The organism is Xanthomonas sp. XNM01, from assembly GCF_014851915.1.
Taxonomy (GTDB): domain Bacteria; phylum Pseudomonadota; class Gammaproteobacteria; order Xanthomonadales; family Xanthomonadaceae; genus Pseudoxanthomonas.
Map to the genome: position 1 here is coordinate 315,401 of NZ_JACVAP010000001.1, position 25,511 is coordinate 340,911.

Annotated in this window: 22 protein-coding genes and 1 pseudogene; 15 read left to right on the forward strand and 8 right to left on the reverse strand. The window is 70.4% G+C overall.

The window, feature by feature from the left end:
• Positions 1-16: 16 nt before the first annotated feature.
• Positions 17-2,392: a TonB-dependent receptor gene (locus IB242_RS01375; RefSeq protein WP_192275407.1), complete on the reverse strand. Its 2,376-nt coding sequence runs from the start codon at positions 2,390-2,392 to the stop codon at positions 17-19.
• A gap of 190 nt (positions 2,393-2,582) precedes the next feature.
• Here IB242_RS01375 and IB242_RS01380 point away from each other — a divergent pair, with 190 nt between their 5' ends.
• Positions 2,583-4,445 carry an ATP-binding cassette domain-containing protein gene (locus IB242_RS01380; protein ID WP_192275408.1) on the forward strand — a complete coding sequence of 621 codons (1,863 nt, stop codon included), beginning with the start codon at positions 2,583-2,585 and terminating at the stop codon, positions 4,443-4,445.
• A 45-nt stretch (positions 4,446-4,490) separates the two neighbouring features.
• Here the strand turns inward: IB242_RS01380 and IB242_RS01385 are convergent, their stop codons facing one another.
• Positions 4,491-5,363 (reverse strand): LysR substrate-binding domain-containing protein, encoded by an 873-nt coding sequence (locus IB242_RS01385; protein ID WP_192275409.1) that lies wholly within the window; start codon positions 5,361-5,363, stop codon positions 4,491-4,493.
• 139 nt (positions 5,364-5,502) lie between these two features.
• Between IB242_RS01385 and bla (IB242_RS01390) the strand changes: the two genes are divergently transcribed.
• A complete protein-coding gene (gene bla / locus IB242_RS01390) occupies positions 5,503-6,360 on the forward strand; it encodes a subclass B3 metallo-beta-lactamase (protein ID WP_225539940.1) in 858 nt (285 codons plus the stop codon).
• A 77-nt stretch (positions 6,361-6,437) separates the two neighbouring features.
• Entirely contained in the window at positions 6,438-7,316 is an 879-nt protein-coding gene (gene bla, locus IB242_RS01395; protein ID WP_192277610.1) for a class A beta-lactamase, read from the forward strand.
• A gap of 107 nt (positions 7,317-7,423) precedes the next feature.
• On the opposite strand, the gene betT is transcribed toward bla (IB242_RS01395), so the two are convergent.
• Together betT and IB242_RS01405 are read right to left on the reverse strand one after the other, a co-directional pair.
• Positions 7,424-9,400 (reverse strand): choline BCCT transporter BetT, encoded by a 1,977-nt coding sequence (betT, locus tag IB242_RS01400; RefSeq protein ID WP_192275411.1) that lies wholly within the window; start codon positions 9,398-9,400, stop codon positions 7,424-7,426.
• Between the two features lie 103 nt (positions 9,401-9,503).
• Positions 9,504-10,598: a hypothetical protein gene (locus IB242_RS01405; RefSeq protein ID WP_343237062.1), complete on the reverse strand. Its 1,095-nt coding sequence runs from the start codon at positions 10,596-10,598 to the stop codon at positions 9,504-9,506.
• A gap of 366 nt (positions 10,599-10,964) precedes the next feature.
• Between IB242_RS01405 and IB242_RS01410 the strand changes: the two genes are divergently transcribed.
• Positions 10,965-11,279 carry a zinc ribbon domain-containing protein gene (locus IB242_RS01410; protein ID WP_192275412.1) on the forward strand — a complete coding sequence of 105 codons (315 nt, stop codon included), beginning with the start codon at positions 10,965-10,967 and terminating at the stop codon, positions 11,277-11,279.
• 149 nt (positions 11,280-11,428) lie between these two features.
• Complete coding sequence (locus IB242_RS01415) at positions 11,429-12,085, forward strand: hypothetical protein (protein ID WP_192275413.1); 657 nt, start codon at positions 11,429-11,431, stop codon at positions 12,083-12,085.
• A gap of 52 nt (positions 12,086-12,137) precedes the next feature.
• Here IB242_RS01415 and IB242_RS01420 read toward each other — a convergent pair whose 3' ends face one another.
• Positions 12,138-13,085: a DUF3011 domain-containing protein gene (locus IB242_RS01420; RefSeq protein ID WP_192275414.1), complete on the reverse strand. Its 948-nt coding sequence runs from the start codon at positions 13,083-13,085 to the stop codon at positions 12,138-12,140.
• A 164-nt stretch (positions 13,086-13,249) separates the two neighbouring features.
• On the opposite strand from IB242_RS01420, the gene aspS reads away from it, so the two are divergent.
• From aspS to IB242_RS01435, 3 genes are all read left to right on the forward strand, one after another.
• Entirely contained in the window at positions 13,250-15,007 is a 1,758-nt protein-coding gene (gene aspS / locus IB242_RS01425) for an aspartate--tRNA ligase (RefSeq protein WP_192275415.1), read from the forward strand.
• A gap of 180 nt (positions 15,008-15,187) precedes the next feature.
• On the forward strand, positions 15,188-15,505 hold the full coding sequence (locus IB242_RS01430) for a DNA primase (protein WP_192275416.1): 318 nt from the start codon (positions 15,188-15,190) through the stop codon (positions 15,503-15,505).
• A 2-nt stretch (positions 15,506-15,507) separates the two neighbouring features.
• Positions 15,508-16,041 (forward strand): GNAT family N-acetyltransferase, encoded by a 534-nt coding sequence (locus tag IB242_RS01435; protein ID WP_192275417.1) that lies wholly within the window; start codon positions 15,508-15,510, stop codon positions 16,039-16,041.
• A 284-nt stretch (positions 16,042-16,325) separates the two neighbouring features.
• Here IB242_RS01435 and IB242_RS01440 read toward each other — a convergent pair.
• The 3 genes and pseudogenes from IB242_RS01440 to IB242_RS01450 all read right to left on the reverse strand — a co-directional run.
• Positions 16,326-16,427 (reverse strand): annotated as a pseudogene (locus tag IB242_RS01440) (recombination regulator RecX); the annotation flags it as partial.
• A gap of 18 nt (positions 16,428-16,445) precedes the next feature.
• Positions 16,446-17,582 (reverse strand): metallophosphoesterase, encoded by a 1,137-nt coding sequence (locus tag IB242_RS01445; RefSeq protein WP_192275418.1) that lies wholly within the window; start codon positions 17,580-17,582, stop codon positions 16,446-16,448.
• Positions 17,583-17,919: 337 nt separating this feature from the next.
• Positions 17,920-18,348, reverse strand: a complete 429-nt coding sequence (locus IB242_RS01450; protein ID WP_192275419.1) for an organic hydroperoxide resistance protein — start codon at positions 18,346-18,348, stop codon at positions 17,920-17,922.
• A 118-nt stretch (positions 18,349-18,466) separates the two neighbouring features.
• On the opposite strand from IB242_RS01450, the gene IB242_RS01455 reads away from it, so the two are divergent.
• The 7 genes from IB242_RS01455 (at position 18,467) to IB242_RS20785 (ending at position 25,445) form a co-directional block, all read left to right on the forward strand.
• Positions 18,467-19,294 (forward strand): AraC family transcriptional regulator, encoded by an 828-nt coding sequence (locus IB242_RS01455; protein ID WP_192275420.1) that lies wholly within the window; start codon positions 18,467-18,469, stop codon positions 19,292-19,294.
• A gap of 302 nt (positions 19,295-19,596) precedes the next feature.
• The gene (locus IB242_RS01460; RefSeq protein ID WP_192275421.1) at positions 19,597-20,223 is read left to right on the forward strand and encodes an alpha/beta hydrolase; all 627 of its coding nucleotides are present in this window, start codon (positions 19,597-19,599) and stop codon (positions 20,221-20,223) included.
• A gap of 77 nt (positions 20,224-20,300) precedes the next feature.
• Positions 20,301-21,023, forward strand: a complete 723-nt coding sequence (locus IB242_RS01465; RefSeq protein WP_192275422.1) for a YebC/PmpR family DNA-binding transcriptional regulator — start codon at positions 20,301-20,303, stop codon at positions 21,021-21,023.
• A 57-nt stretch (positions 21,024-21,080) separates the two neighbouring features.
• On the forward strand, positions 21,081-21,641 hold the full coding sequence (gene ruvC, locus IB242_RS01470) for a crossover junction endodeoxyribonuclease RuvC (RefSeq protein WP_192275423.1): 561 nt from the start codon (positions 21,081-21,083) through the stop codon (positions 21,639-21,641).
• A 106-nt stretch (positions 21,642-21,747) separates the two neighbouring features.
• Complete coding sequence (gene ruvA / locus IB242_RS01475; protein ID WP_192275424.1) at positions 21,748-22,335, forward strand: Holliday junction branch migration protein RuvA; 588 nt, start codon at positions 21,748-21,750, stop codon at positions 22,333-22,335.
• 36 nt (positions 22,336-22,371) lie between these two features.
• Positions 22,372-24,297: a potassium transporter Kup gene (locus IB242_RS01480; RefSeq protein WP_192275425.1), complete on the forward strand. Its 1,926-nt coding sequence runs from the start codon at positions 22,372-22,374 to the stop codon at positions 24,295-24,297.
• Between the two features lie 17 nt (positions 24,298-24,314).
• Positions 24,315-25,445, forward strand: coding sequence for a DUF418 domain-containing protein (locus IB242_RS20785; RefSeq protein ID WP_343237063.1), 1,131 nt, complete (start codon positions 24,315-24,317; stop codon positions 25,443-25,445).
• Positions 25,446-25,511 lie beyond the last annotated feature (66 nt).

Here is a 25,511-nt window from a genome sequence, read left to right on the forward strand (position 1 = left end):
GTGACGGCGGCCGCGCTTACCAGGTGTAGGCGATGCGGCCGTACACGTAGGCGCCGTTGAAGCCGGCCGGCGAGTAGTTGCTGTACGGGAACACGCCGAACGTGGAGTTGCTCAGGTTGACGGTGCGGTCCGGATACTCGTCCAGCACGTTGTCCGCGCCCAGGGTCAGCTTCCAGTTCTCGCTCGGCTTGAAGCTGGCCGAGGCGTCCAGCACCCACTGCGCGGCGTAGGTCTGGTCGCGGTCGGCCCCGGCCGAGTTGCGCACGGTGAAGTCGCCGTAGCGGGTCGCCGCCAGCGCCAGTTCCCAGCGGTCCGCACGCCAGGTGCCGCTCAGCACGCCCTTGTTCTTGGGATAGCTGTCCTCGATCCGGCCCAGCTCGTCGCGGCCGATCAGCGACGCGCTGATGCCCAGCCCGGCGAACGCCGCCGGCGAACGGATGAAGTCCTTCACCTCGGTGTCGTTGTAGCTGTAGCTGGCGGTCAGCTCCAGCGCGCTGGCCGCGAACGGGATGTTGTAGCTGGCCACCGCGTCGACGCCGCGGGTGCGGGTGTCCACGCCATTGGTGAAGTACGAGAACGCGGTGACCTGGTTCAGCCCCAGCCCCTGCAGCAGCGCCTGCGCGGCCGGCGTGCTGGTGATGTTGGAGGACAGCACGATGCGGTCGTCGATCTCGATCTGGTAGGCGTCGATCGTCAGGTACAGGCGATCGGTCGGCTGCAGCACCAGGCCGAGGCTGTAGGAGGTCGAGGTCTCGGCCTGCAGCGGGGCCGAGCCCAGCGCCTGGGCGGCGTCGCTGGCGGCCGGGAAGGTGCCGCGCTCGAAGAACACGCCGTTGATGATCGTGCTGGTCACCGCCTGGTAGCTCTGCTGGGCCAGCGACGGCGCGCGGAAGCCGGTGGAGGCGGTCGCGCGCAGGGCGACCGCGTCGCTGAACGCGTAGCGCGCCGACAGCTTGCCCGAGCCCTCGCTGCCGAAGTCCGAGTAGTCCTCGTAGCGGCCGGTGATACCGGCGGAGAAGCGCTCGGTCAGATCCGCTTCCAGCCCGGCGTAGACCGCGACATTGTGGCGGTCGGCGTTGACCGCGTTGGCCGGCGTGAAGCCGGCGAAGCCCTGCGCGCCGCTGCCGGCGTAGGAGTTCGGCTCGCCCGGCGCCTGGTTCCACTTCTCCTCGCGGTACTCGGCACCGAAGGACAGGGTGACCGGATAGGCCAGGCCCCAGTCCAGCGGCTGGGTGAAATCGGCGTTGAGGATGTTCTGGGTGTACTCCAGCGAGCCGTCGTGGAACGCGCGCGGGCTGGTCGCGCCCAGGCTGTAGTTGATCGAGTTGCGGGTGTGGAAATCGATCTTGTTGTAGCCGTAGTTGTAGCTGATGTCCCAGCCCAGGCCGCCGTCGGTGCCGCCGCGCACGCCGGCCACCAGCGAGCGGTCCTTGGAGTACTGGTGGATCTCGGGCACGAAGCCGTCCGGATAGACCTGCGCCAGCAGCGCGCCCTGGCCGCTGTGGTTGCGCGAGCGGTAGAACGCGAACGAGGCGATGTCGCGGTTGCTGGCCAGCGCCGTCGCGTAGCCGGTGACCGCGTCGGAGAACTGGAACTCGCCGTTGGCCGAGACCGCGGTGGCGTCCACGCGCGGGTCGCCGATGATGAAGGTCTTCTCGCCAACGCCCGGGAAATTGCCGGTGTTGGGCGTGGTGCCCGCATAGGGGCCGCTGCGGTTGGTCTCGTCCTGCTGGCTGATCTGGCCGGCCACATGCAGCGTGCCGCGACCGTTGCCGAAGCCGATGCCGGCGTCGCCGGACAGCTGGCTCTTGGCGCCGTCGCCGGCCGAATAGCGGCCGTGGTCGACGGCCAGGCTGCCGCCGCTGCCGGCGCCCTTCAGCACGATGTTGACCACGCCGGCGATCGCGTCGGAGCCGTACTGGGCCGAGGCGCCGTCGCGCAGCACTTCCACCCGCTCGATCGCCGCGATCGGAATCGCGTTGATGTCCACCGCCGAGCTGCCGCGGCCGATGGTGCCGTTGACGTTGATCTGGGCCGAGGTGTGGCGGCGCTTGCCGTTGACCAGCACCAGCACCTGGTCCGGGGACAGGCCGCGCAGCTGCGCCGGGCGGATGCCGCTGGTGCCGTCGGTCATCGCCGGGCGCGGGAAGTTCAGCGAGGGCAGGGCGCGCGCCAGCGCGGTGGCCAGTTCGTTGGTGCCGGTGGAGAGCAGGTTCTCCGCGGTGATGATGTCGATCGGCGACTGCGACTCGGCCACGGTGCGGTCGGACACGTGGGTACCGGTGACGATGACGGTATCGAGCGTGCGGGTCTCGTTCGAGGCCGCCTGCTGGGCGGCGGCCGGGGCGGCCAGCGACGCCAGGATGGCGGCGGCGAGGAGGGAACGGGTCATGCGGATCTCCATGGAACGGGGGACGTCCGGGCGCGGCGGGCCGGACGGACAGGCTGCCGACGGTCTGCCTGCAGCGGAAGCTTGGGCCGCGGCGTCGTGGGCACCCTGTCAATTATTCGTTAACCGCTACAATGGCGTCGCAGGACGCCTCCGCATCTGCATATTCCCGAACGTCATAAGCCCGGTCCCGATGATCTCCCTGCGCAATTTCGCCCTCCGCCGCGGCGAGCGGCTCCTGCTGTCCAACGTCGACCTGGCCCTGCATGCCGGTTACCGGGTGGGCGTGGTCGGCCGCAACGGCACCGGCAAGTCCAGCCTGTTCGCCGCGATCAAGGGCGAACTGGAAGCCGACAAGGGCGATGTCGACCTGCCGGGCAAGGTCCGGATCGCCAGCGTCGCCCAGGAAACCCCGTCGCTGCCGGATCCGGCGCTGAGCTTCGTGCTGGGCGGCGACACTCAGGTGGCCGCGGTGCTGGCCGCCGAAGCCGACGCCACAGCCCGCGAGGACTGGGAGGCCGTGGCCGAGGCGCACACGAAGATGGCCGAGATGGGCGCGTACGACGCCGAAGCCCGCGCCGGCAAGCTGCTGCACGGCCTGGGCTTCCCGGCCGAGACGCACCAGCGCGCGGTGTCCTCGTTCTCCGGTGGCTGGCGCGTGCGCCTGAACCTGGCCCGCGCGCTGATGATGCCGTCGGACCTGCTGCTGCTCGACGAACCGACCAACCACCTCGACCTGGACGCGGTCTACTGGCTGGAGCAGTGGCTGCTGAAGTACCCGGGCACCCTGCTGCTGATCTCGCACGACCGCGAGTTCCTGGACAACGTCGCCACTCACACCCTGCACCTGCACGGCGGCGGCGCCAAGCTGTACGTGGGCGGCTACACCGACTTCGAGCGCCAGCGCGCCGAGCAGCTGCGCCAGCAGCAGATCGCGCACGAGAAGGAACAGGCCGAGCGCGCCCACCTGCAGAGCTTCATCGACCGCTTCAAGGCGCAGGCCTCCAAGGCCTCGCAGGCGCAGAGCCGCATGAAGCGCCTGGCCAAGATGACCGGCACCGAGGCGGTGCGCGCCGAGCGCGAGTTCCGGATCCAGTTCGCCGAACCGCCCAAGCTGCCGTTCTCGCTGATCCGGCTCAACCACGTGCAGGCCGGCTATGCGCCGGATGCGGTGATCCTGGACGAGGTCGGCTTCGGCCTGGAGGCCGGCGACCGGATCGGCCTGCTCGGCCCCAACGGCGCCGGCAAGACCACGCTGGTGCGCACGCTGGTCGGCGACCTGGCGCCGGTGGCCGGCGAACGCAGCGCGCATCCGGACCTGCGGATCGGCTACTTCGCCCAGCACACGGTCGAATCGCTGCACGAAGGCCAGTCGCCGATCGACCACTTCCGCGAGATCTCGCCGGACGCGCCGACCCAGGCGTTCCGCGACTTCCTCGGCAAGTGGAACTTCGCCGGCGACCGCGCCTTCGAGGTGGTCGATGGTTTCTCCGGCGGCGAGCGCGCGCGCCTGGCGCTGGCGCTGATCGCCTGGCAGCAGCCGAACGTGCTGCTGCTGGACGAGCCGACCAACCACCTCGATCTGGAAATGCGCGAGGCGCTGGCCGAGGCGCTGAGCGATTTCGAGGGCGCGATCGTGATGGTCTCGCACGACCGCCACCTGATCGGCCTGGTCTGCGACACGTTCTGGCGCGTGGCCGACGGCGTGGTCGAACCGTTCTCCGGCGACCTCGACGACTACGCGGCCTGGCTGCGCACGCGGCCGACCGCGCAGGGCGCCAAGAAGATGCCGACGGCGGTGGTGCCGAAGGTGGAGGCCCAGCCGCTGCCGCCGGCACCGGCGAAGAAGCCGGCCAATCCGCACAAGCTGGCGGCCGCGGAAAAGCGCGTGGAAGAACTGGGCGCGGCGCTGGCCGAGCTGGACCGGCAGCTGGCGGACCCGAAGAATTACGGCGACAGCGGCCGCATGGCCACCCTCACCCGGGACCGGGAGGCCACCGCCGAGCAGCTGACCAACGCCGAGCAGGCCTGGATGGAATTGCTGGAAAGCGCCTGATCGCCGCTGTTTCAGCTTCCAGATGTGTCTGACGAGTCCGGCTGCTCAACCTTCGCCACAACGCTCCACCAGCCAGCTGCGGAAACTGCGCATCGCTGCGGTTTCCGCCCGTGAGCGCAGCCGCGTGAGCCAGTAGCGGCCGACATCGACCTGGGCGTCGAACGGGCGCAGCAGGCGGCCGCTGGCCAGGTCGCGCTCGAACATCGCCAGCGGCAGCAGCGCCACGCCGACCCCCGCCGCGGCGGCATCGGCCAGGGCAAGCGATGAGTCGAACACATGGCCACGCGCGTTCAAGGCGGGAATGCCGGCCGCCGCGGACCAGCGCACCCATTCGTCCTGCCGGAACGAGCGCAGCAGCACCGCACCGGTGAGGTCGCGCGGATGCTGCAGGCGTGCGGCAAGCGCGGGCGCGCAGGCGGGCGAGAGCGGTGCGGCTGCCAGCTCGGTCGCCTCCAGCCCGGCCCATTGGCCATCGCCGAAGCGGATGGCCAGCTCCATGCCATCGCCGGCCTGCTCGATGCGGTTGTTGTGGGTCTGCACGCGCAGATCGATGCCCGGGTGCGACTGCGCGAAATCCTGCAGCCGCGGCAGCAGGAAACCCGTGGCGAAGGTGCCGACCACGCCGACCGTGAGCGCTTCGCGGAAACGCCCGCCTTCCACGCGATCCAGCGCCGCGCTGATGCGGTCGAAGGCCGCGCTCAGCTCCGGCGCCAGCGCTGCGCCTTCCTCGGTCAGGGCCACACCGCGCGGCAGGCGGTGGAACAGGGTCAGACCCAGGCGCTCCTCCAGCTGGCGGATCTGGTGGCTCAGCGCGGCCTGGCTGACATGCAGCTCCAGCGCCGCGCGGGTCAGGTTCTGGTGGCGCGCGGCGGCCTCGAAGGCACGCAGGGCATTGAGCGGGAGCTGGGTGCGAAGCATGTCGAACCATAAGTTCTTCTCATGGCTCGGATCAAATCTCCGCGATGGTGGCGGGCGTCGCTGCTTGGGAGCATGTGGCTCCCCGGAAGACTGAAAAGGACTGCATATGCCAGCACGGCGTCTTGGAAGGTGGATGGCGATGCTCGTGGCCAGCTGCGTGTCGGCCTGCGGCGTGGTACCGGCCGACGCGGCCCAGCCGTTGCCGCAGTTGAAGGCCTATACGGTCGATCCCGAATGGCTGACCCCGGTGGCGCCGGTGCGGATCAGCGACCATGTCTGGCAGATCGGCACCCACAGCCTGACCGCGCTGCTGGTCAGGACCGACGAAGGCGCGGTGCTGATCGATGGCGGCATGCCGCAGAGCGCCCGTCTGCTGCTGGACAACATGGCGCGCGTGGGCGTGCGCCCGCAGGACCTGCGCCTGATCCTGCACAGCCACGCCCATGCCGATCACGCCGGGCCGCTGGCCGAGCTGCGTCGCGCCACCGGCGCGCGCCTGGTCAGCAACGCCGAATCGGCCGTGCTGCTGCAGCGCGGGGGCAGTGATGATCTGCACTACGGTGATCGCTTCCTGTTTCCGCCGGTATCAGTGGATCGCCTGGTGCAGGACGGCGAGACCGTGATGCTGGGCGACATGGTCTTCACCGTGCATTTCACCCCCGGGCACACGCCGGGCAGCATGAGCTGGACATGGACGGACACGCATCAGGGCCGGCCATTGCGGATGGCCTATGTCGACAGCCTCGGCGCGCCGGGCTACCAACTGCAAGGAAATCCCCGTGTACCGAACCTGCTGCAGATGTTCCGTACCAGTTTCGCCACCGTGCGCGCCTTGCCCTGCGACCTGCTGCTGACGCCGCACGCGGACAACAGCGGCTGGGATTACGCCGATGCCGCGCATCCGCAGCCCAGGCCCACCTCATGCGTGGCCTACGCCGATGCCGCCGAGCGCGCGCTGGAGACGCAGTTGCGTGCCGGGCAGAAGGCCGCGCCTTGATCGACCATCACGCTGCGACGCCGACCAATCGGAAATGCAGCACATCTTGGGAGGATGCAGTGAAACGACGTGACTTCATGCGGATCGGTGGCCTGGCGCTTGCGGCGCTTGGTCATGGCGCTGCCTGGTCAAGATCGCTGTCCGCGCAAGGCCGGTTCGACCAGGCCGGCCTGCGCCATGGACTGAAGCAGATCGAGGCACAAAGCCAGGGACGCCTGGGTGTGACCCTGCTGGACACCGGCAGCGGGCAACGCGCGGGCTGGCGCCAGGACGAACGCTTCCCGATGTGCAGCACCTTCAAGGCGGTGCTGTCGGCGACGGTGCTGGGGCACGCTGCGCGCGGTGCGCTGTCGCTGGACCAGCGCGTGCCCGTGCGTGCCGGCGACCTGCTGGCGCATGCGCCGGTGACGCGGCGCCATGCCGGCAAGGACATGACCGTGCGCGACCTGTGCCACGCCACGATGACCACCAGCGACAACACCGCCGCCAACCTGCTCCTCGGCGTGCTGGGAGGGCCGCCGGCGGTGACCGCGTTCCTGCGTGCGCATGGCGACCCGGTGACCCGCAACGACCGCACCGAGCCGGAGATGAACCGGTTCGCACCCGGCGACGCGCGCGATACCACCAGCCCCGCGGCGATGGCCGACAGCCTGCAGCGCTTCGTGCTCGGCGACGCGCTGCCTCCGGCAGCGCGCCAGCAGCTCGCGGACTGGATGATCGACAACCAGACCGGCGATGCCTGCCTGCGCGCCGGGCTGGGCCCGCGCTGGCGGGTGGGCGACAAGACCGGCAGCAACGGCGTGGACACCCGCAACGACATCGCGGTGCTGTGGCCGCTGGACGGTGGCGCACCGTGGGTGCTGACCGCCTACCTGCAGGGTGCGGGCGGCGACAGCGCGCAGCGCGATGCGGTGCTGGCCCGGGTGGGCGCGCTGGCCGAGCGGATGATCGGCTGAGCGCGCCCGCCGCATCGGCCGCCGCGCACGCCCGTGCAGCACCGGACCCGGTTCCAGGCACTGCCGCGCGCGCCAGCTGGCATGCGGGCAAGCGGCCGGTTCGCGGCTCAGCGCACCGCGTCGAGGAAGTGGCGGTGGCGCTGGTACTGGTCGAGCACGTCGTGGATCAGCTCCTCGCGACGCCAGCCCATCACGTCGTAGTCCTGGCCGCCCTCGCGCAGGTAGACCTCGGCGCGGTAGTAGCTGTCGTCGTCGCGCTTGCGCCGGCGCGGGTCGTCGAGCATGAAGCTCGGCGGCGCATAGGGCTTGGGATGCACGGCGTAGAAGAAATCCATTTCCTCGCCATGGCCGACCTGCAGCCAGACCCGGCCGTCCTCGCCGCCTTCGACCTCGACCTCCAGCCCCTGCCGGCGCAGCTCGATCGCGACATCCTCCAGCGCCGGCCGCACCTGCTGCTCCAGGTAGGCCAGCACTTCGGTGCGCAGCGGGTGGTGGGCCAGCGCACGCAGCCGCAGGCGCCAGTCGCCGGCGCCCGGCGGGAGCATCCGCGCCTGGCGCAGCAGCGAGCGTTTCACCGCGTCCAGCCGCATCGCCTTCAGCAGGCCCCAGCACATCAGGATCATGATGAAGGTGAAGGGCAGGGCACTGGCGATGGTCGCTGCCTGCAGCGCGGCCAGGCCACCGGCCAGCAGCAGCGCGATCGCGACCGCACCGGTCAGCAGCGCCCAGAACACGCGCTGCCAGGTCGGCGACTCCTCGCCGTCCTTCGAGGTCAGCATGTCCACCACCAGCGCGCCGGAGTCGGCCGAGGTGACGAAGAAGATCGCGACCAGCGCGGTGGCCACGATCGAGGTCACCGCCGACAGCGGCAGGTGTTCGAGGAAGTGGAACAGCGCGACCGAACTGTCCTCGGCCACCGCCGTGACCATGTCCTGCGCGCCCTGGATCATCACCATGTGCAGCGCGGTGTTGCCGTAGATGGTCATCCACAGGAAGGTGAAGCCCAGCGGCACCAGCAGCACGCCGACCACGAATTCGCGCACCGTGCGGCCGCGCGAGATCCGGGCGATGAACATGCCCACGAACGGCGACCAGGCGATCCACCAGCCCCAGTAGAACAGGGTCCAGCCGCCGATCCAGCCCGAGGGCTCGTAGGCGTACAGGTTGAAGGTCATCGAGAACAGGTTGGACACGTACATGCCCGTGTTCTGCACGAAGGCCTGCAGCAGGTAGACCGTGGGTCCGGACAGCAGCACGAAGGCCAGCAGCGCCACCGCGATGATCATGTTGAGCTCGGACAGGCGGCGCACGCCGCGGTCCAGGCCGCTGATCACCGAGCCGGTGGCGATGACGGTGATGCCGACGATCAGCGCGACCTGGGTGCCGACCCCGACCTGGACGCCGAACAGATAGTTCAGGCCGGCGTTGACCTGCATCACGCCCAGGCCCAGCGAGGTGGCCAGGCCGAAGATCGTGCCCAGCGCGGCGAAGGTGTCCACCGTGTGCCCGATCGGGCCGTGGATGCGCTCGCCGATCAGCGGATACAGGGCCGAGCGGATCCGCAGCGGCAGGTTGTGCCGGTAGGCGAAGTAGGCCAGCGACAGCGCCACCACCGCATAGATCGCCCAGGCGTGGATGCCCCAGTGGAAGAAGGTGATGCGCATCGCCTGGCGCGCGGCGGCCACGGTCTCGGCATCGCCGGCCGGCGGGTCGGCGTAGTGCATGATCGGCTCGGCCACGCCGAAGAACATCAGGCCGATGCCCATGCCCGCGGCGAACAGCATCGCGAACCAGGTCGCGTAGCTGTAGTCGGGCTGGCTGTGGTCCGGGCCGAGCTTGAGCTGGCCGAAGCCGCTGGCGGCGATGCCGACCACGAACACCAGGAAACCGGCGACGGCCAGCACGGTGAACCAGCCGGCGTCGTTGGCGACCCACAGCTTGGCCGCGCCGAACCAGCTTTCGGCCTGGCCGGGGGCGACGAACGAGATCGCGACCATCGCCAGCGCGATCGCGGCGGTGGGGTAGAAGACCTGCGGCATGATGCTGGCGCGGGGCGGTCTGGAGTCGGGAACGGAGTCCGACATGGGGGTGTCCTCCATGGAGCGGGATGTGGCAGTTGCGTGCGGGCTTTATCCGCCGAACGCCGGACGATGGCGTGAAGCCGCCCGCCGCAGCGGGTGGCACGCGTCAGAAATAGAAGCCGATGTTGACGTTCAGCCGCGAGTGCCAGCGCTGCGCGCCCGGGGCGTCGATGCCGATCCCGTCGCCGCCGGCGAACCACATGTTGCGGCCGGCGATCCAGTCCACGTAGGTCAGCATCGGACCTTTGCCGACGCTGCAGCCGGTGACGTTCTGGATCGACTTGCCCAGCGTGGGCGCATCGTCCACCGGCAGCGTCGCGCTGAGGTTGTTGTAGCAGGTGATGCCGTCGAACCAGCCGGTGCGCGGCGCGGCCCAGGCCACGTTGAGGCTCGGGACGTCGGCTTCGGCGGCGATCTCGAATGGCGCCTGGAAAGCGGACATCGCGATCCGGTCGCCCGGCACCGCATAGCGGTAGCGCGCCCACTGCAGCTGCCAGGTCAGCGCGTCGCGTCGCCACTGCACGTGCGCGGCCATGCCGGTGTGCGCGTGGTGTCGGCGGCTGCGCACATCCTGCACGTGCCCGGCGAACCCGGACACGCCCCAGGCGAGCGCATCGCCCGCGGCGGTCGTCGTGCTGCGCTCGTAGTGCGCGTGCAGCCGCCCGCGTTCGCGGTAGGGCAGGGTGTCGGTGGTGGCCACGTCGAACGAGTAGCGGTCGTAGTTCCAGCCGGTGCCGTACTCGTCGCCGGCGAAATACGCCAGCTGCCAGGCATGTTCGCCTGCGCTGCCGTGCCAGGCCACGCCGAGGTCGTAATCGTCCTCGATGCCGAGGTAGTAGCCGGAGCCGAACCAGAAGCTGTGCGAGACGGTCGGTAGCAGGCCGAACGGCACCTGCTGGATGCCCACGCGCAGGCCGCTGTCCTCATCCAGCGCCCAGTCGGCCCAGGCGTGGTGCACGGCATGGAAGCCGTCGTACCAGCGGTACTGCAGCGAGAACGAGGCCGGGCCGGCGGCGCCCGTCGCATCGATGCGGACCAGCTCGGGGCGCAGGTCGGTGCCGGTGCCGTCATCGCGCCAGCCGTGGTTGAAGCGGAGCGCGCCGCCAAGATCGAGGTGGTTGGCGCCATCGGCACTGGCGCGCGTATCGCCGGCGAACAGTACGCCGGCACCCAGAACAGTCAGAAACACGGGGGTCTTCACGCCCGGTCTTTCCTCCCCCGGTCAGCGCCGGTATCAGCAAGACAAGCGTGCGATTGTAGGCATGTCGCGCTACGCGCCTCAAATTGCGAGCGTGGCGAAGCTGCGCTATCCGCATGCGCGTGGCGCGCGCGGAAAGCACGGCTGTGGCGCACTGTGGCAGTGCACGCACCGGCGGATGCGAACAGCCTCGGAGCGCGCGCAGGGTGCATGGCGATGGGTGCCCGGAGGGTGTCCGCCGGCATGCGCCCCGGACGCCGATGCCCATCGGCCCGGGCCGGCGTGGCGACCGCCACGCGGATCAGGAGTTGAATCCGGCCGCGGCAGCCCCAGAATAGGCGCCTGCAATCCACCCTCATCGTGTCCGTCATGCCGATCTATGCTTTCCAGTGCGCCGAGTGCGGCCACAGTTTCGACCGCCTGCAGAAGCTGTCCGATGCCGACCCCGACACCTGCCCGTCCTGCGAGACCCAGGGCAATGTGCGGCGCCAGCTGACCGCGCCGTCGTTCCGCCTGGCCGGTGGCGGCTGGTACGAAACCGACTTCAAGAAGGACGGCGACAAGAAGCGCAACCTGGCCGATGGCGGCGAAGGCGCAGCCAAGTCCAGCGCACCGGCGCCGGCGGCTACGGACAACAAGCCGAGCACGCCGAGCACACCCGGCACGCCCGCAGCCGGGACCTGATCGCCGCGCCCGATCGCTTCTGGTGCGGCGCCGGCCGGCATTCGCGCGTTGCCGGAGGCCGCGCGCATGCGGCAACGCCGCTGCGTACGGCACCGGCTGACCGGCCGCCGGGGTTGCCCCGCATGTGAAGGACCGCGTACGGTCGGGGCATGAACCTTCTTCGACCCACCGCCCTGTCCCTCGCTCTCGTCCTCGGCGCCTGCTCGCCGACCGAGCCCGCCGCCACCACCGCGCCGAGCGGCGCCGATGCCGATGCCGCCGCGCCGGCACAGGCTGCCGACGCCTTCCTGGCGGCCATCGCCGCGCACTGCGGCAAGGCCTATGCCGGACGCATCGTCGCCAACACGCCGGCCAGCGATGCGCCCGATCCGTTCGAGGGCAAGGCGCTGGTGATGCATGTGCGTGGCTGCGACCAGCCCACCCAGGAATTGCGCGTGCCGTTCCACGTCGGCGACGACCATTCGCGGACCTGGGTGCTGACCCGCACCGCCGACGGCCTGCGCCTGAAGCACGACCACCGGCACGAGGACGGCAGCGACGACGCCGTCACCATGTACGGCGGCGACACCGTCGCCGACGGCACCGCGCAGCGCCAGGCATTCCCGGTCGATGCCGAATCGATCGCCATGTTCGAGCGCGAGGGCCTCAACGCTTCGGTCAGCAACACCTGGGCGATGGAGATCGGCCCGGGCGACCGCTTCCTCTACGAGCTGAGCCGCCCGGAAGGCCGGATGTTCCAGGTCGAATTCGACCTGTCCACGCCGGTCGAGACCCCGCCGGCCCCGTGGGGCTTCGGTCAGGGCTGAGGGGCGATGCGTCGCGCCGGAGGTCCGGCGCGACGTCGTACCGGTCCGCCGCTCAGCGTGAACCGAACCGGGCGCGGCAGCCGCGGTCGACCCAGATCGCGTTGCCGTCCCAGTTCCAGTTGCCGCCTTCCTCGCAGCGGGTCCGCGACAGGTTCTCGATCACGACCGGCCGGCCCTGGCGGCGATCCCAGGCGCAGCTGCGCCGGCGGTTGTCGTCGCTGTTGCAGGTGACCGTGTAGCCGCTGTTGCCGATGCCGCCGTGGCCGGGCCGGCCACGGCCTTCGACGAACTCCGCGCGGCAGCCCTGGTCGACCCAGACGCTGTCGCCGCGCTGGCCCCAGGTGCGACCCTCGACGCAGGCGCTGCCGGAGAGCTGGCGGGCCAGTTCGGCGCGACCACGGAACCCGGTGCGGCATTCGCTCAGCCGGCGGTCGCGGCTCTCGCAGCGCACGACCTGGCCGTTGCCGCCGCCCCAGCCACCCCCGCCCCAGCCGCCACCGCGACCTTCGGCGAAGCGGCCGCGGCACCCGCCCTCGACCCACATCGCACCGCCGCCGCCGCCGAAGTTCTGGCCCTCGATGCAGCGCGTGCCGGAGATGTTCTCGATCAGGACCGGACGGCCGTTGAACGGCGTACGGCAGTCGCGCCGGCGCCGGTCGTCGCTGGAGCAGATCAGGGTCTGGCCCCCCGGGCCGGCGCCGGACCAGCCCTGGCCGGGCCGACCGCCGCCACCGCGGAGGGAGGTCGCGATGTCCTGGCGGATCCGGTTGAAGCCCCAGCCGGAGTCGATCTGGTCCAGGTAGAACTCCAGCTGGTCGTCCGGGATCGCGCGGCCGCGCGACTGGTCGGCGTACTCGCGTTCGATCACCCGCACCCGGTCCGGCACGGACAGCTGGCGCAGGTTCTCCGGCGCATAGGCCTGGACGGACTGGGCGAGGACAGGGGCGGACAGCAGCGACAGGCACAGCACGAGCAATGCGGCGGATGCGGCACGGAACATGGGTCTCTCCCCTTGACACCGGCTGGCGTTGAGCGGATTCAGCCATCCGCCGGCTTAATCCTGCCCCACCGGGCCGGGCCGCGTCAGGATTTGCCGGCACGGGGGGCTGGGCCGCAAAATGCCGGGTTTCGCGGCGCGTTCGCGCCCGGCTTCCGGAGCCTTCCATGCGTACCCATTTCTGCGGCCTGGTCGATGAGACCCTGATCGGCCAGACCGTCACCCTCGCCGGCTGGACCGACGTCGCCCGCAACCTCGGCGGTGTCTGCTTCATCGACCTGCGCGACCACGAAGGCATCGTCCAGGTGACGGTCGAGCCGGAGAACGCGGAGGTGTTCGCCGTCGCCGCCAGCCTCGGCTACGAGGACGTGCTGCAGGTCGAGGGCGTGGTGCGTGCGCGCCATGCGGTCAACGACAAGATCCGTACCGGCAAGGTCGAGGTGATCGCCACCCGCATTACCGTCCTCAACAAGGCCGAGCCGCTGCCGTTCCACGCCCACGAGAACCCGGGCGAAGAGACGCGCCTGAAGTACCGCTACCTGGACCTGCGCCGTCCGGAGATGCAGCGCATGCAGCGCACCCGGATCAAGCTGGTGCAGGCGCTGCGCCGCCACCTGGACGCCAAGGGCTTCCAGGACATCGAGACCCCGATCCTGACCAAGGCCACCCCGGAAGGCGCGCGCGACTTCCTGGTGCCGGCGCGCATGCATCCGGGCGAGTTCTACGCGCTGCCGCAGAGCCCGCAGCTGTTCAAGCAGATCCTGATGGTGGCCGGCTTCGACCGTTACTACCAGATCGCGCGCTGCTTCCGCGACGAGGCCCTGCGTGCCGACCGCCAGCTGGAATTCACCCAGCTGGACATGGAGTTCGCCTTCGTGCGCGAGCGCGACGTGCAGGACTTCGTCGAGGCGATGATCCGCGCGATCTTCAAGGAAGTGGTCGACGTCGAACTGGCGGCCGAATTCCCGCGCATGACCTGGGCCGAGGCGATGCGCCGCTACGGCTCGGACAAGCCGGACCTGCGCATCGCGCTGGAGCTGGTCGACGTGGCCGAGCTGGTCAAGGACAGCGGCTTCGCCGTGTTCACCGGCCCGGCCAACGATGCCGACGGCCGCGTCGCCGCGCTGCGCATCCCCGGCGGTGCGTCGCTGTCGCGCAAGCAGATCGACGAGTACGCCGCGCACGCCGCCAAGTACGGCAGCAAGGGCCTGGCCTACATCAAGATCGACGAGGCCGGCGCGGTCAGCTCGCCGATCCAGAAGTTCTTCAGCGAAGAACAGTTCGCCGCGCTCATCGCCCACGTCGGCGCCGGCAACGGCGACATCGTGTTCTTCGGCGCCGGCGGCTACAACAAGGTGTCCGACTTCATGGGCGCGGTGCGGTTGAAGGCCGGCAAGGACTTCGGTCTGGTCGCCGACGGCTGGGCGCCGCTGTGGGTCACCGACTTCCCGATGTTCGAGTACGACGACGAGGCGCAGCGCTACGTCGCCCTGCATCACCCGTTCACCGCGCCGGCGGTGGACGACATCGCCGACCTGCGCGCGAACGCGAAGACCGCGGTGTCGCGCGGCTACGACATGGTGTTGAACGGCAACGAGATCGGCGGTGGTTCGATCCGTATCCACCGCCCGGACATGCAGAGCGCGGTGTTCGAGCTGCTCGGCATCGGCGCCGAGGAGGCCGAGGCCAAGTTCGGCTTCCTGCTCGACGCGCTGCGCTACGGCGCGCCGCCGCACGGCGGCATCGCGTTCGGCATCGACCGCATCGCCGCGCTGATGGCCGGTACCGAGTCGATCCGCGACGTGATCCCGTTCCCGAAGACCACCGGCGCGCAGTGCCTGATGACCGGCGCGCCGTCGCCGATCCCGGACGAGCAGCTGGCGGAAATCCACGTCCAGGTCCGCCCGCAGCCGCAGAAGGGCTGATCGGTGGCCTGCTCCCCGCCATCGCCGGCAGGGGGCGAAGACGCTTCGCCGCAACAGCGGTGAAGCCCCGCGATGCCGCCAGACGGCATCGCGGGCCCCGTTCGCATCAGATCCACATCCCCCCGCGGCTGTCGCCGCGCCCCCCTGGCTCAAGGGCCTTCTTCCAGACGGAGTATTGAGATGACCGAGTTCGCGTTCTCGCTGCAGTGGGAAAAGCTGGGCAACGAAGGGTCCGAGGCGGGACTGGTGACCGAGCGCGCGCGCGTGTTCGGCGGCTGGCTGGTGCGGGTCGGCAGCTCGCCGGCGGCGATGGCGGTGACCTTCGTCGCCGATGGCCAGGGCCGCTGGGACGGTGAGGACTTCGGCGAGGACGACTACGAGGAAGAGGAGTACGACGAGGACGAGGAAGACGAGGACGGCGACGAAGAGGAAGACGAGGACGAGGACGGCGACGAGGAAGAAGAGGACGACGCCGAAGACGACCAGGACGCGCGCTGAGCATGCGCATCCGGCGCGCCACCGTGGCCGACGCGACGACGCTGTCGACCCTGGCGGCGCGCACCTTCATCGAGACCTTCGGTCATCTGTATCCGCCGGACGATCTCGACGCCTTCCTGGCCGAGTCCTATGCGGTCGCGCGCCAGGAAGTGATCCTCGGCCACCCCGATTACGCGGTGTGGCTGCTGGAGGATGACGGCGTGGGCGTCGGCCATGCCGCCGCGGGCCCCTGCGGCCTGCCGCATCCGGATGTGGCCGCCGGCGATGGCGAACTCAAGCGCCTGTACGTGCTGGCCTCGCACCAGAACGGCGGCTGGGGCGGTCGTCTGTTCGCCGAGGCGATGGCCTGGCTGGAGCGCGACGGCCCACGTCGGCTCTGGATCGGCGTGTGGTCGGAGAACCACGGCGCGCAGCGGTTCTATGCGCGGCATGGCTTCCACCAGGTCGGTACCTATGAGTTCCCGGTCGGACGCGTGCGCGACCTGGAATTCATCCTGCGTCGCGACGCGGTCGATGCGTTGCATCCGCCGGCCTGAGTCCTGGCGGCGGGCGCATGCCTGCATCCGGCCGCGGTTGCATCATGGTGCGGCCCGTTGAGCCCGCTGCTTTGGCTGAAGCCTTCCAGCATGACGGAGCGCAGCGGGGGGACCCCGCAGGCCGTGCGCACCGTGTCCGATCACGTGAGTCCTGGCGTCCGGCGTTGCCTCCGGTGCAGGTCCGGCTGGATCTGATCCTCCGCCGTCCCTGAAGGCGGGCGCAGCGGGAGGCCGTCACGGCGTCGAGCCCGCGCGGACAGGTGGTGCGTGTCAGGCCGCGCCGGTGCTCCCGCGGCCGTGGCGGCCTCGACCTCGACTCCACGCGCGGTCAGCCTGCGCGTCAGTGCGCGGCGCGAATGCGCTCGCCGCACCAGCAGCCCCGGCGACGCCGCGCCCGGGGCTGCTCACTCCTTCGTGCGCGGTGTTGCTTCCACCAGCGGCACCCGTGAGCCGTCGAGCAGGCCGCGGCTGAGTGCGTCGCCCTCGATGAACAGCAGTTCGCCCGATTCACCGTTCTTGATGCTGCTGTCGATCGCGATCACGCGGCCGTCGTGGAAGCGGCTGACGTGCGGCATCGAGGTATGGCCGACGACGATCCGGGCCACGCCGAGCTGCGCGGCCAGGGCGTCGACCTGGGCGGTGTCCATGCGCCCGTCGAAATAGCCGCGGTACCAGATCGGGCTGGTCTTGCCGTCGTACAGCGGTGCCACGGCGGGATCGGCCTTGAGCTGCGCACGCGGCGTGCCCAGCGAGGCGCGGTAGCCGGCATTGGTGGTCTCCGCATCCAGCGCCAGCCGCACCGCCTCGGGTGCGATGCCGCCGTGCAGGAACAGGGTGTCGCCGATGCGCAGCAGCGCCGGCCGGGTGCGCAGCCACTGGCCGATCACCGAGTCGGGGCCGTACAGCGCCGGGTACGTGGTCTGCAGCAGTTCGGCGCTGCGCAGGTACTTCGGGTGCACGTAGCGCAGGTCGTCGTACAGCACCATCGTCTCGTGGTTGCCGAGCACGAAGTGCACCGCGCCGCCGGCCTGCGCCGCCTGCTGCTGCAGCGCGTACAGCAGCCAGAACGCCTCGGTGACGCGCTCGCCGCGGTCGAAGATGTCGCCGGCCACCACCAGGGTGTCGCGGCCCAGCGCCCAGCGGTCGTCGGCATCGATCACGCCGTTGGCGCGCAGCAGCCGCACCATCAGGTCGTACTGGCCGTGGATGTCGGACAAAGCGACGATGCGGCCGCTGGTCGGCGCGGCCGTGGCGGCTGCCGCTTCGGCCGGCGCGACGATGTCCAGCGCATGCGGATAGCCGCAGACCGCCGGGACCGGGGCATGCTCGTCGTTGCCGGCTGCGACCTCGCGCCGGATGACGGTGTCGTCGCAGACCCAGGCCGCCTGCAGTGCGCCGGACTGGCGGAACACGTACGGGCCGTCCGCTGCCACGGATGCCGGTCCGGCGGCGGGCAGCGCCGGGGATACGGCCAGGAGAAGCGCGGCCGGCAGCAGATCGCGGAGCAGCGCACGGAAACGGGAGAGACGGCGACGGCGCATGCGGGCCTGGCTGGAAGCGGAACGTGGCCGTGGACCATACGGAGCGCGCGTCGTTGCTGACAAGCCGCGGACACGATGTGAGAACCGGTCTGTGCGCCCTGCCGGGCGGGAACGCGTCGCAGCGCATCGACCGCTGGCAGGGCACGCGCACCGCGACGATGGCGATCCACCTGCATGCGTTGCCTGCTGCAGAGTGCGGGGTGCCAAGCGCCTTCCGCCAGCGACAGGTCGGGATGAGCCGCCGTGCGGCGCCGGTCGGCGCCGCACGGAATCCCGCCTGGCGCAATGCGCCGCGCCTGCCGCCGGAAGACGCCGGCGGCGGGCGCGCAGGCCGGGATCAGTCGGCCAGCACCAGGGTCACGTCGATGTTGCCGCGCGTGGCGTTGGAGTACGGGCAGACGATGTGGGCGGCATCCACCAGGGCCTGCAGCTGCTCGCGCGGCACGCCCGGGGCGGCGATGGTCAGCTCGGCCTGGATGCCGAAGCCGGTCGGGATCGGGCCGATGCCGACCTTGCCGGTCACGCGGGTGTCGGCGGGCAGGGCGACCTTTTCCTTGCCGGCGACGAACTTCAGCGCTCCGAGGAAGCAGGCCGAATAGCCGGCGGCGAACAGCTGTTCGGGGTTGGTGCCGTCGCCGCCGGCGCCGCCGAGCTCGCGCGGGGTGGACAGCTTGACGTCCAGGGCGCCGTCGGAGGACGCGGCCTGGCCTTCGCGGCCGCCGGTTGCGGAGGCGGTGGCGGTGTAGAGGATCTTCTCGATGGACATGGCAATGCTCCTTGGCTGTCGGTGGGCAGGACCGGTGTGGTCCGGTGAGAGGTACTTTGCCTGCATCGACGGTACGATTGGGTGCGCATCGTCCTGATAACTTGATCTGGAGTACGAGATGGTGGATCGCCTGGCCGTGCTGCTCGACCGCTTCCCGGTCAATGCCCGGATGTTCCATGCCGGCGCGCTGTGCGGGGTCACGACGCTGGCTGGCGACGACGACCTGGGGCAACTGCACCTGGTCCGGCGTGGCCCGCTGGAGGTGTCCCACGGCGACCGGACCCTGCGGATCGATGCGCCCAGCCTGCTGCTGTATCCGCGGCCCACCCCGCACCGCTTCGTCAGCGACCCGGTGCGGGGCGCGGACATGGCCTGCGCAAATCTGCATTTCGAAGGCGGCGCACGCAATCCGGTCCGGGCCGCGTTGCCGGAGGTGGTGTGCCTGCCGCTCGAGGGCGTCCACGGCGCGGCCGAGGTGCTGGCACTGCTGTTCGAGGAGGCGTTCGGCCAGCGCTGCGGGCGCGCCGCCCTGGTCGACCGCCTGTTCGAGGTGGTGATGATCCAGGTGCTGCGCCAGCTGATGGAAACCGGCGGGCTGCGCGGCGGTCTGCTGGCCGGCCTGTCGCATCCGCGCCTGCGCAACGCGATCGTGGCGATGCACGAGGCGCCTGCCCGGGACTGGACGCTGGACGAACTTGCCGGCGTGGCCGGAATGTCGCGCAGCGTGTTCGCCGGCCAGTTCCGGGAGGCGATCGGCCTCACCCCCGGCCAGTACCTGCAGGGCTGGCGTGTCGGACTGGCGCAGCAGGCGCTTAAGCGCGGTCGTCCATTGAAGGTGGTGGCCGGCGAGGTCGGCTATGGCAGCGAGGCGGCGTTGTCGCGCGCGTTCAAGGCCCATGTCGGGCTGTCGCCGCGTGCCTGGCGGCTGCAGGACGGCAAGGACTGAGCCGCGCGCACGACACGATGCGCCGCTCGTCCGTCCGCGGCGCCCGGCTGGGCATGACGCGGGACCGGTCGCAGCCGTGCACGCGCAGGCTGCAGCGCGGCGATCGCGGCATGGCACCGCGTGTCAGCGCGCCGGGCGTACCGGACGATGCAGTGGCGACGCCTGCGTGGGCGATGCCACGCGGACGGCCCGTGCCGCGCGGGCCGGAGATGACGGCGGCGAAGTGAACGGATCCCCGTCGGGTACCTGCGACCCGCCCGGCCGGTCTTGGCGGCCATGCCGGCATCGCCGAGACTGGCTGCATGCGCGATGAAACGTCCCAGCGGGTCCTGCTCGTCCACGGCATCTGGAATGCGAAGTCCTGGCTGTCGCCGCTGGCCCGGCGGCTGCGGCAGGACGGATTCGAGGTCGATACGTTCGGCTACGCCAGCATCCTCGGCGGCACCGAACCGGCGATCGCCGCGCTGACCAGGCGCCTGCGCGACGGGCCGCCGGTGCATCTGGTCGGGCACAGCCTGGGCGGCCTGGTCGGGCTGGAAACGCTGCGCCGCACACCGGGCTTGCCGGTGCGGCGTCTGGTCTGCCTGGGCTCGCCGCTGCGCGGCAGCCTGGCCGCGCGTGCGCTCGGCCGGCGCGGCTGGTCGGCGGCAGTGCTCGGGCGCAGCGGCACCCTGCTGCAGTCCGGCTGCGCGGCGTGGGAAGGCGGGGTGGAGGTGGGCATGGTCGCCGGCGACGTACCGCGCGGCCTCGGCCGGCTGCTGGCGCGCTTCGACGGCCCGTCCGACGGCACGGTCGGGGTCGAGGAAACCCGGCTGCCGGGGCTGGCCGCGCACTGCACCGTCCATTCCAGCCATACCGGTCTGGTGTTCTCGGCCGACGCGGCCCGCCAGGCGGCGGCCTTCCTGCGCACCGGCACGTTCCTGCCCTGACCTGATCCAGATCGGCAGCCGGCGCCGCGCGGCCCGGTATAATCGCCGGCCTCATTCGCAGCTCAACGTGACGCACCATGGGTAGAGGCCCGTCGATCGAAGCCCGCAAGAACGCCACCGATGCCAAGCGCGGGAAGATCTTCACCAAGCTGATCCGCGAGATCGGCGTGGCGGCGCGCGCCGGTGGCGGCGATGCGGCCAACAACCCGCGCCTGCGTGCGGCGATGGACAAGGCGCTGACCGCCAACATGTCCAAGGACGTGATCGAGCGCGCCATCAAGAAGGCCACCGGCGAGCTGGAAGGCGTCGAGTACGAGGAGATCCGCTACGAGGGCTACGCGCCCGGCGGCGTCGCGGTGATCGTCGACTGCCTGACCGACAACCGCGTGCGCACCGTGGCCGATGTGCGCCACGCCTTCAGCAAGTGCGGCGGCAACATGGGCACCGAAGGCTCGGTGGCCTTCATGTTCAAGCGCCTGGGCGTGCTCAGCTACGCGGCCGGCGCCGACGAGGACGCGGTGACCGAGGCGGCGATCGAGGCCGGTGCCGACGACGTGGCCGTCTACGACGACGGCGCGATCGACGTGCTGACCGCGCCCGAGCAGTACCAGGCGGTCAAGGACGCGATGGAAGCCGCCGGCCTGGTGCCGGACCTGGCCGAGATCGGCTTCCGTGCCGACAACGACATCGCCGTCGCCGGCGAGACCGCGCAGCAGGTGACCAAACTGCTGGGCATGCTCGAGGACCTGGACGACGTCCAGAACGTCTACTCCAACGCCGACCTCGGCGAGGACGGCTGAGCGCGCGAGCGCCGGCTGCAGCATGATGCCCGCTGGAACCCGGCACGGAGTGCGTGGATGAACGTGGGACGCGTGCCCGTCGTCGTGCGTGGCGAGACGGTGCGGATCCTGGGCATCGACCCGGGCTCGCAGCGTACCGGCGTGGGCATCATCGATGTCCTGCCCGACGGACGCGCGCGGCACGTGCATCACCAGCCGCTGGTGCTGCTGGGCGAGGGCGACTTCGCCGACCGCCTCAAGCGGCTGCTGCACGGGCTGGGCGCGCTGATCGAGGAACACCGGCCGCAGGAAGTCGCCATCGAGCAGGTGTTCGTCGGCAAGAGCGCGCCGTCCGCGCTGAAGCTGGGCCAGGCCCGCGGCGCGGCGATCAGCGCGGTGGTGCTGCGCGACCTGCCGGTGGCCGAGTACGCAGCGAGCGAGGTCAAGCTGGCCGTGGTCGGACGCGGTTCGGCCGAGAAGCAGCAGGTGCAGCACATGGTCGGGATGATGCTCGGCCTCAGTGGCAAGCTGCAGGCCGATGCCGCCGATGCGCTGGCCGTGGCCCTGACCCATGCGCATGTGCGCGCCACGGCGCGCCGGCTGGGCGTCAGCGCCGCGATGGCCTGGAGCCGCAAGTGAGCACGGCCTTGCACCGTGGTGAGGGACGGGTGGACCGCGTTGTGGTTCGGCGCGCTGCCCGGTTCCCGTTCGTCGTTTCCCATTTCCGCGCCCGGAGGGTGCACCCATGATCGGACGCCTGCGTGGTCTCCTGGCGATGAAGCAGCCGCCGTGGCTGGTGGTCGACGTCAATGGCGTCGGCTACGAGTTGGAGGCGCCGATGAGCACCTTCTACGACCTGCCCGAGCTCGGCCGCGAGGTCAGCCTGTTCGTGCATTACGCGCAGAAGGAGGACAGCGTCTCGCTGTACGGCTTCCTGCGCGAGTCCGAGCGGCGCCTGTTCCGCGACGTGCAGAAGGTCAGCGGCATCGGCGCGAAGATCGCGCTGGCGGTGCTGTCCGGGGTCAGCGTCGAGGAGTTCGCGCGGCTGGTGCAGACCGGCGACGTGACCGCGCTGACCCGGATCCCCGGGATCGGCAAGAAGACCGCCGAGCGCATGGTGGTCGAACTGCGCGACCGCGCCGCCGACCTGGCCGGTGCCGGCGCGACCGGGATCGGCGCCGCGCCGGGCGATCCGCTGGGCGATGCCACCACCGCGCTGCAGCAGCTGGGCTACAAGCCGGCCGAGGCCGCGAAGATGGCCCGCGACGCCATGGCCTCCGGCGACGACACCGCCACCATCATCCGCAAGGCGCTGCAGTCCGCGCTGCGCTGACGCCGGCTCCACACCCACCTCTCCAGGCTGCCCCCAATGGCCACCCCGCATTCCCCGACGCCGGCTTCCGGTGCGCACGGTCCGTCCTCCCATGGCAGCGGCGCCGGGCATCTCGCGCTGGTGGTGGGGGCGATCGGCGTGGTCTTCGGCGACATCGGCACCAGTCCGCTGTACACGCTGAAGGAGGCGTTCTCGCCGCACTACGGCCTGGACAGCGACCACGACACGGTGCTGGGCGTGCTGTCGCTGGCGTTCTGGGCGCTGATGATCGTGGTCACGCTGAAGTACGTGACCATCATCATGCGCGCCGACAACGAGGGCGAGGGCGGGATCATGGCGCTGATGGCGCTGGCCCAGCGCACCCTGAAGAACGGGTCGCGCTCGGCCTACGTGGTCGGCATCCTCGGCATCTTCGGCGCCTCGCTGTTCTTCGGCGACGGCGTGATCACCCCGGCGATCTCGGTGCTCGGCGCGATCGAGGGCCTGGAGATCGCCGCCCCCGGGCTGCACAACTTCATCGTGCCGATCACCCTGGTGGTGCTGGCGATCGTGTTCGCCGCGCAGCGCTTCGGCACCGAGAAGGTCGGCAAGGTGTTCGGCCCGATCACCTGCCTGTGGTTCCTGGCGCTGGCGGCGATCGGCATCTGGAACATCGTGCAGGCGCCGGAGGTGCTGAAGGCCTTCAACCCGTGGTGGGCCGCGCTGTTCTTCATGGAGCACAGCTGGCACGGGGTGTTCATCCTCGGCGCGGTGGTGCTGGCGGTGACCGGCGGCGAAGCGCTGTACGCGGACATGGGCCACTTCGGCGCGCCGCCGATCCGCCATGCCTGGTACTTCTTCGTGCTGCCGTGCCTGGTGCTCAACTACCTGGGGCAGGGCGCGCTGGTGCTCGAGCATCCGGAGCTGGTCAAGAACCCGTTCTACGAATCGGTGCCCGGCTGGGCGCTGTACCCGATGATCATCCTGGCCACGCTGGCGGCGGTGATCGCCTCGCAGGCGGTGATCACCGGCGCGTTCTCGGTCTCGCGTGCGGCGATGCAGCTTGGCTACATCCCGCGCATGCGGATCAAGCACACCTCGCGCGACACCATCGGCCAGATCTACATCCCCGGCATCAACTGGCTGCTGGCGGTGATGGTGATCGGCCTGGTGCTGACCTTCCGCAGCTCCAGCAACCTGGCCGTGGCCTACGGCATCTCGGTGTCGGCGACGATGCTGATCGACACCCTGCTGCTGGCGCTGGTCGCGCGCGCGCTGTGGCCGAAGTCGCGCGGGCTGGTCCTGCCGCTGTGCGTGGTGTTCTTCGTGATCGACCTGGGCTTCGTCGTCGCCAACGGCGCCAAGCTGCTGCAGGGCGCGTGGTTCCCGGTGGTGCTGGGCATCGTGCTGTTCACCCTGATGCGCACCTGGCGCCGCGGCCGTGAGCTGCTGCGCGAGGAGATCCGCAAGGACGGCATCCGCGTCGACACCTTCCTGCCCGGGCTGATGCTGGCGCCGCCGGCGCGCGTGCCGGGCACCGCGGTGTTCCTGACCGCCGACACCACGGTGGTGCCGCACGCGCTGCTGCACAACCTCAAGCACAACAAGGTACTGCACGAGCAGAACGTGTTCCTGACCGTGGAGACGCTGCCGGTGCCGCATGCGCCGGCCGACAAGCGCCTGCAGCTGGACGAGATAGGCGACGACTTCTACCGGATCATCGTGCGTTTCGGCTTCATGGAAACGCCCGATGTGCCGCTGGCGATGATGCGCGCCTGCGACCAGGGTGGCGTGTCGTTCGATCCGATGGACACCACGTACTTCGCCAGCCGCGAGACCATCGTCGCCAACGCCCGGCGCGGCATGCCGATCTGGCGCGACAAGCTGTTCGCGGTGATGCACCGCAATGCGGCGCCGGCCACGGGCTTCTTCCGGATCCCCGGCAACCGCCTGGTGGAGCTGGGATCGCAGGTGGAAATCTGAGGTCCGGGCCGCCGCCGGTGCCGGCGACCCGCCTGCCGGCGCTGGACGTGCTGCGCGGCATCGCGATCCTCGGCACGCTGGGGACCAACATCTGGATCTTCATGTATCCCGGTGGGCTGCTGCAGTACATCCAGGATGGCTGGGGTGGGGCGGCGCAGGCCGGCTGGGGTGTGCTGGCATTGCAGCAGCTCACCCAGGGCAAGTTCCTCGGCCTGCTGGCGATCCTGTTCGGCATCGGCATCGCGCTCCAGCAGCGCACCGCGCTGACGGCAGGCCGGCGCTGGCCGGGCAGCTATCCACTGCGCGCGGCGCTGCTGTTCGTCGATGGCGTGCTGCACTACCTGTTCGTGGTCGAGTTCGACGTGCTGATGGGCTATGCGCTGACCTCGATCGTGGTCGCGGCGATCCTGTGTTGCGGTGCGCGTGGACGCATGGCCTGGCTGGTCGCGGCCGCACTTGCGCATCTGGCGCTGCTGGCCCTGGCGGTGCTCGCCACGGCGTTCGACCCGACGGCTGGTGGTGGCCCGGCCGCGATGACGCAGGTCGTTACCGCCGGCTGGTGGGACATGGTCGGGCTGCGGATCGAGCACGTGGTGCTGTTCCGCATCGAGATGCTGTTCATCGGCGCGCTGAGCGTCGCCCTGTTCCTGGCCGGTGCACTGCTGCTCGACGCCGGCGTATTCGATGCGCATGGCGCGCGCCTGCGGCGCGTGCTGATGATCGCCGGCCTCGGCATCGCCTGGCCGCTGGACATGGCCTGCGGCGTGTTCGGCGGCGACGCGGGCATCCTCGCCGCGCGCTACGGCAGTGCGCCGGTGGTCGCGCTGGGCCTGCTGGCACTGGTGGCCGAATGCTACGTGCGGCGCCCGCAGTCCGGCCCCATCGGCCGGCGACTGTCCGAGGTCGGCCGGGTCGCGCTGAGCGGTTACGTGCTGCAGAACCTGATCGCATCGGCGCTGTGCTACGACTGGGGTCTGGGACTGGCCCGCTCGGTCGATGCCGCCTGGCGTCCGCCGGCGACCGTGGCGATCTATCTGTGCGTCGCCGCCGGCGTCCTGCTCTTCGCCCATCTGTGGCTGCGGCGCTTCGCACGTGGTCCGCTGGAGTGGATCTGGCACGCGCTGTACCGGCGCCTGTCCTCCGTGTGAAAAGCGTCGTGCATGCTGGCTGGCGATAATGCCCGCATGATCGATCACCGTCGGCATCCCGCCGCT

What these genes read in the sequence shown, in the direction of transcription:
- IB242_RS01420 (WP_192275414.1), bottom strand. Translation starts at nt 13,085, where the DNA reads ATGTTCCGTGCCGCATCCGCCGCATTGCTCGTGCTGTGCCTGTCGCTG.
- aspS (WP_192275415.1), top strand. Translation starts at nt 13,250, where the DNA reads ATGCGTACCCATTTCTGCGGCCTGGTCGATGAGACCCTGATCGGCCAG.
- IB242_RS01450 (WP_192275419.1), bottom strand. Translation starts at nt 18,348, where the DNA reads ATGTCCATCGAGAAGATCCTCTACACCGCCACCGCCTCCGCAACCGGC.
- IB242_RS01415 (WP_192275413.1), top strand. Translation starts at nt 11,429, where the DNA reads ATGAACCTTCTTCGACCCACCGCCCTGTCCCTCGCTCTCGTCCTCGGC.
- IB242_RS01455 (WP_192275420.1), top strand. Translation starts at nt 18,467, where the DNA reads ATGGTGGATCGCCTGGCCGTGCTGCTCGACCGCTTCCCGGTCAATGCC.
- IB242_RS01375 (WP_192275407.1), bottom strand. Translation starts at nt 2,392, where the DNA reads ATGACCCGTTCCCTCCTCGCCGCCGCCATCCTGGCGTCGCTGGCCGCC.
- ruvC (WP_192275423.1), top strand. Translation starts at nt 21,081, where the DNA reads ATGAACGTGGGACGCGTGCCCGTCGTCGTGCGTGGCGAGACGGTGCGG.
- IB242_RS01385 (WP_192275409.1), bottom strand. Translation starts at nt 5,363, where the DNA reads ATGCTTCGCACCCAGCTCCCGCTCAATGCCCTGCGTGCCTTCGAGGCC.
- IB242_RS01430 (WP_192275416.1), top strand. Translation starts at nt 15,188, where the DNA reads ATGACCGAGTTCGCGTTCTCGCTGCAGTGGGAAAAGCTGGGCAACGAA.
- IB242_RS01460 (WP_192275421.1), top strand. Translation starts at nt 19,597, where the DNA reads ATGCGCGATGAAACGTCCCAGCGGGTCCTGCTCGTCCACGGCATCTGG.
- ruvA (WP_192275424.1), top strand. Translation starts at nt 21,748, where the DNA reads ATGATCGGACGCCTGCGTGGTCTCCTGGCGATGAAGCAGCCGCCGTGG.
- IB242_RS01465 (WP_192275422.1), top strand. Translation starts at nt 20,301, where the DNA reads ATGGGTAGAGGCCCGTCGATCGAAGCCCGCAAGAACGCCACCGATGCC.
- betT (WP_192275411.1), bottom strand. Translation starts at nt 9,400, where the DNA reads ATGTCGGACTCCGTTCCCGACTCCAGACCGCCCCGCGCCAGCATCATG.
- IB242_RS01380 (WP_192275408.1), top strand. Translation starts at nt 2,583, where the DNA reads ATGATCTCCCTGCGCAATTTCGCCCTCCGCCGCGGCGAGCGGCTCCTG.
- IB242_RS01435 (WP_192275417.1), top strand. Translation starts at nt 15,508, where the DNA reads ATGCGCATCCGGCGCGCCACCGTGGCCGACGCGACGACGCTGTCGACC.
- bla (WP_192277610.1), top strand. Translation starts at nt 6,438, where the DNA reads ATGCGGATCGGTGGCCTGGCGCTTGCGGCGCTTGGTCATGGCGCTGCC.
- IB242_RS01410 (WP_192275412.1), top strand. Translation starts at nt 10,965, where the DNA reads ATGCCGATCTATGCTTTCCAGTGCGCCGAGTGCGGCCACAGTTTCGAC.
- bla (WP_225539940.1), top strand. Translation starts at nt 5,503, where the DNA reads ATGCTCGTGGCCAGCTGCGTGTCGGCCTGCGGCGTGGTACCGGCCGAC.
- IB242_RS01480 (WP_192275425.1), top strand. Translation starts at nt 22,372, where the DNA reads ATGGCCACCCCGCATTCCCCGACGCCGGCTTCCGGTGCGCACGGTCCG.
- IB242_RS01445 (WP_192275418.1), bottom strand. Translation starts at nt 17,582, where the DNA reads ATGCGCCGTCGCCGTCTCTCCCGTTTCCGTGCGCTGCTCCGCGATCTG.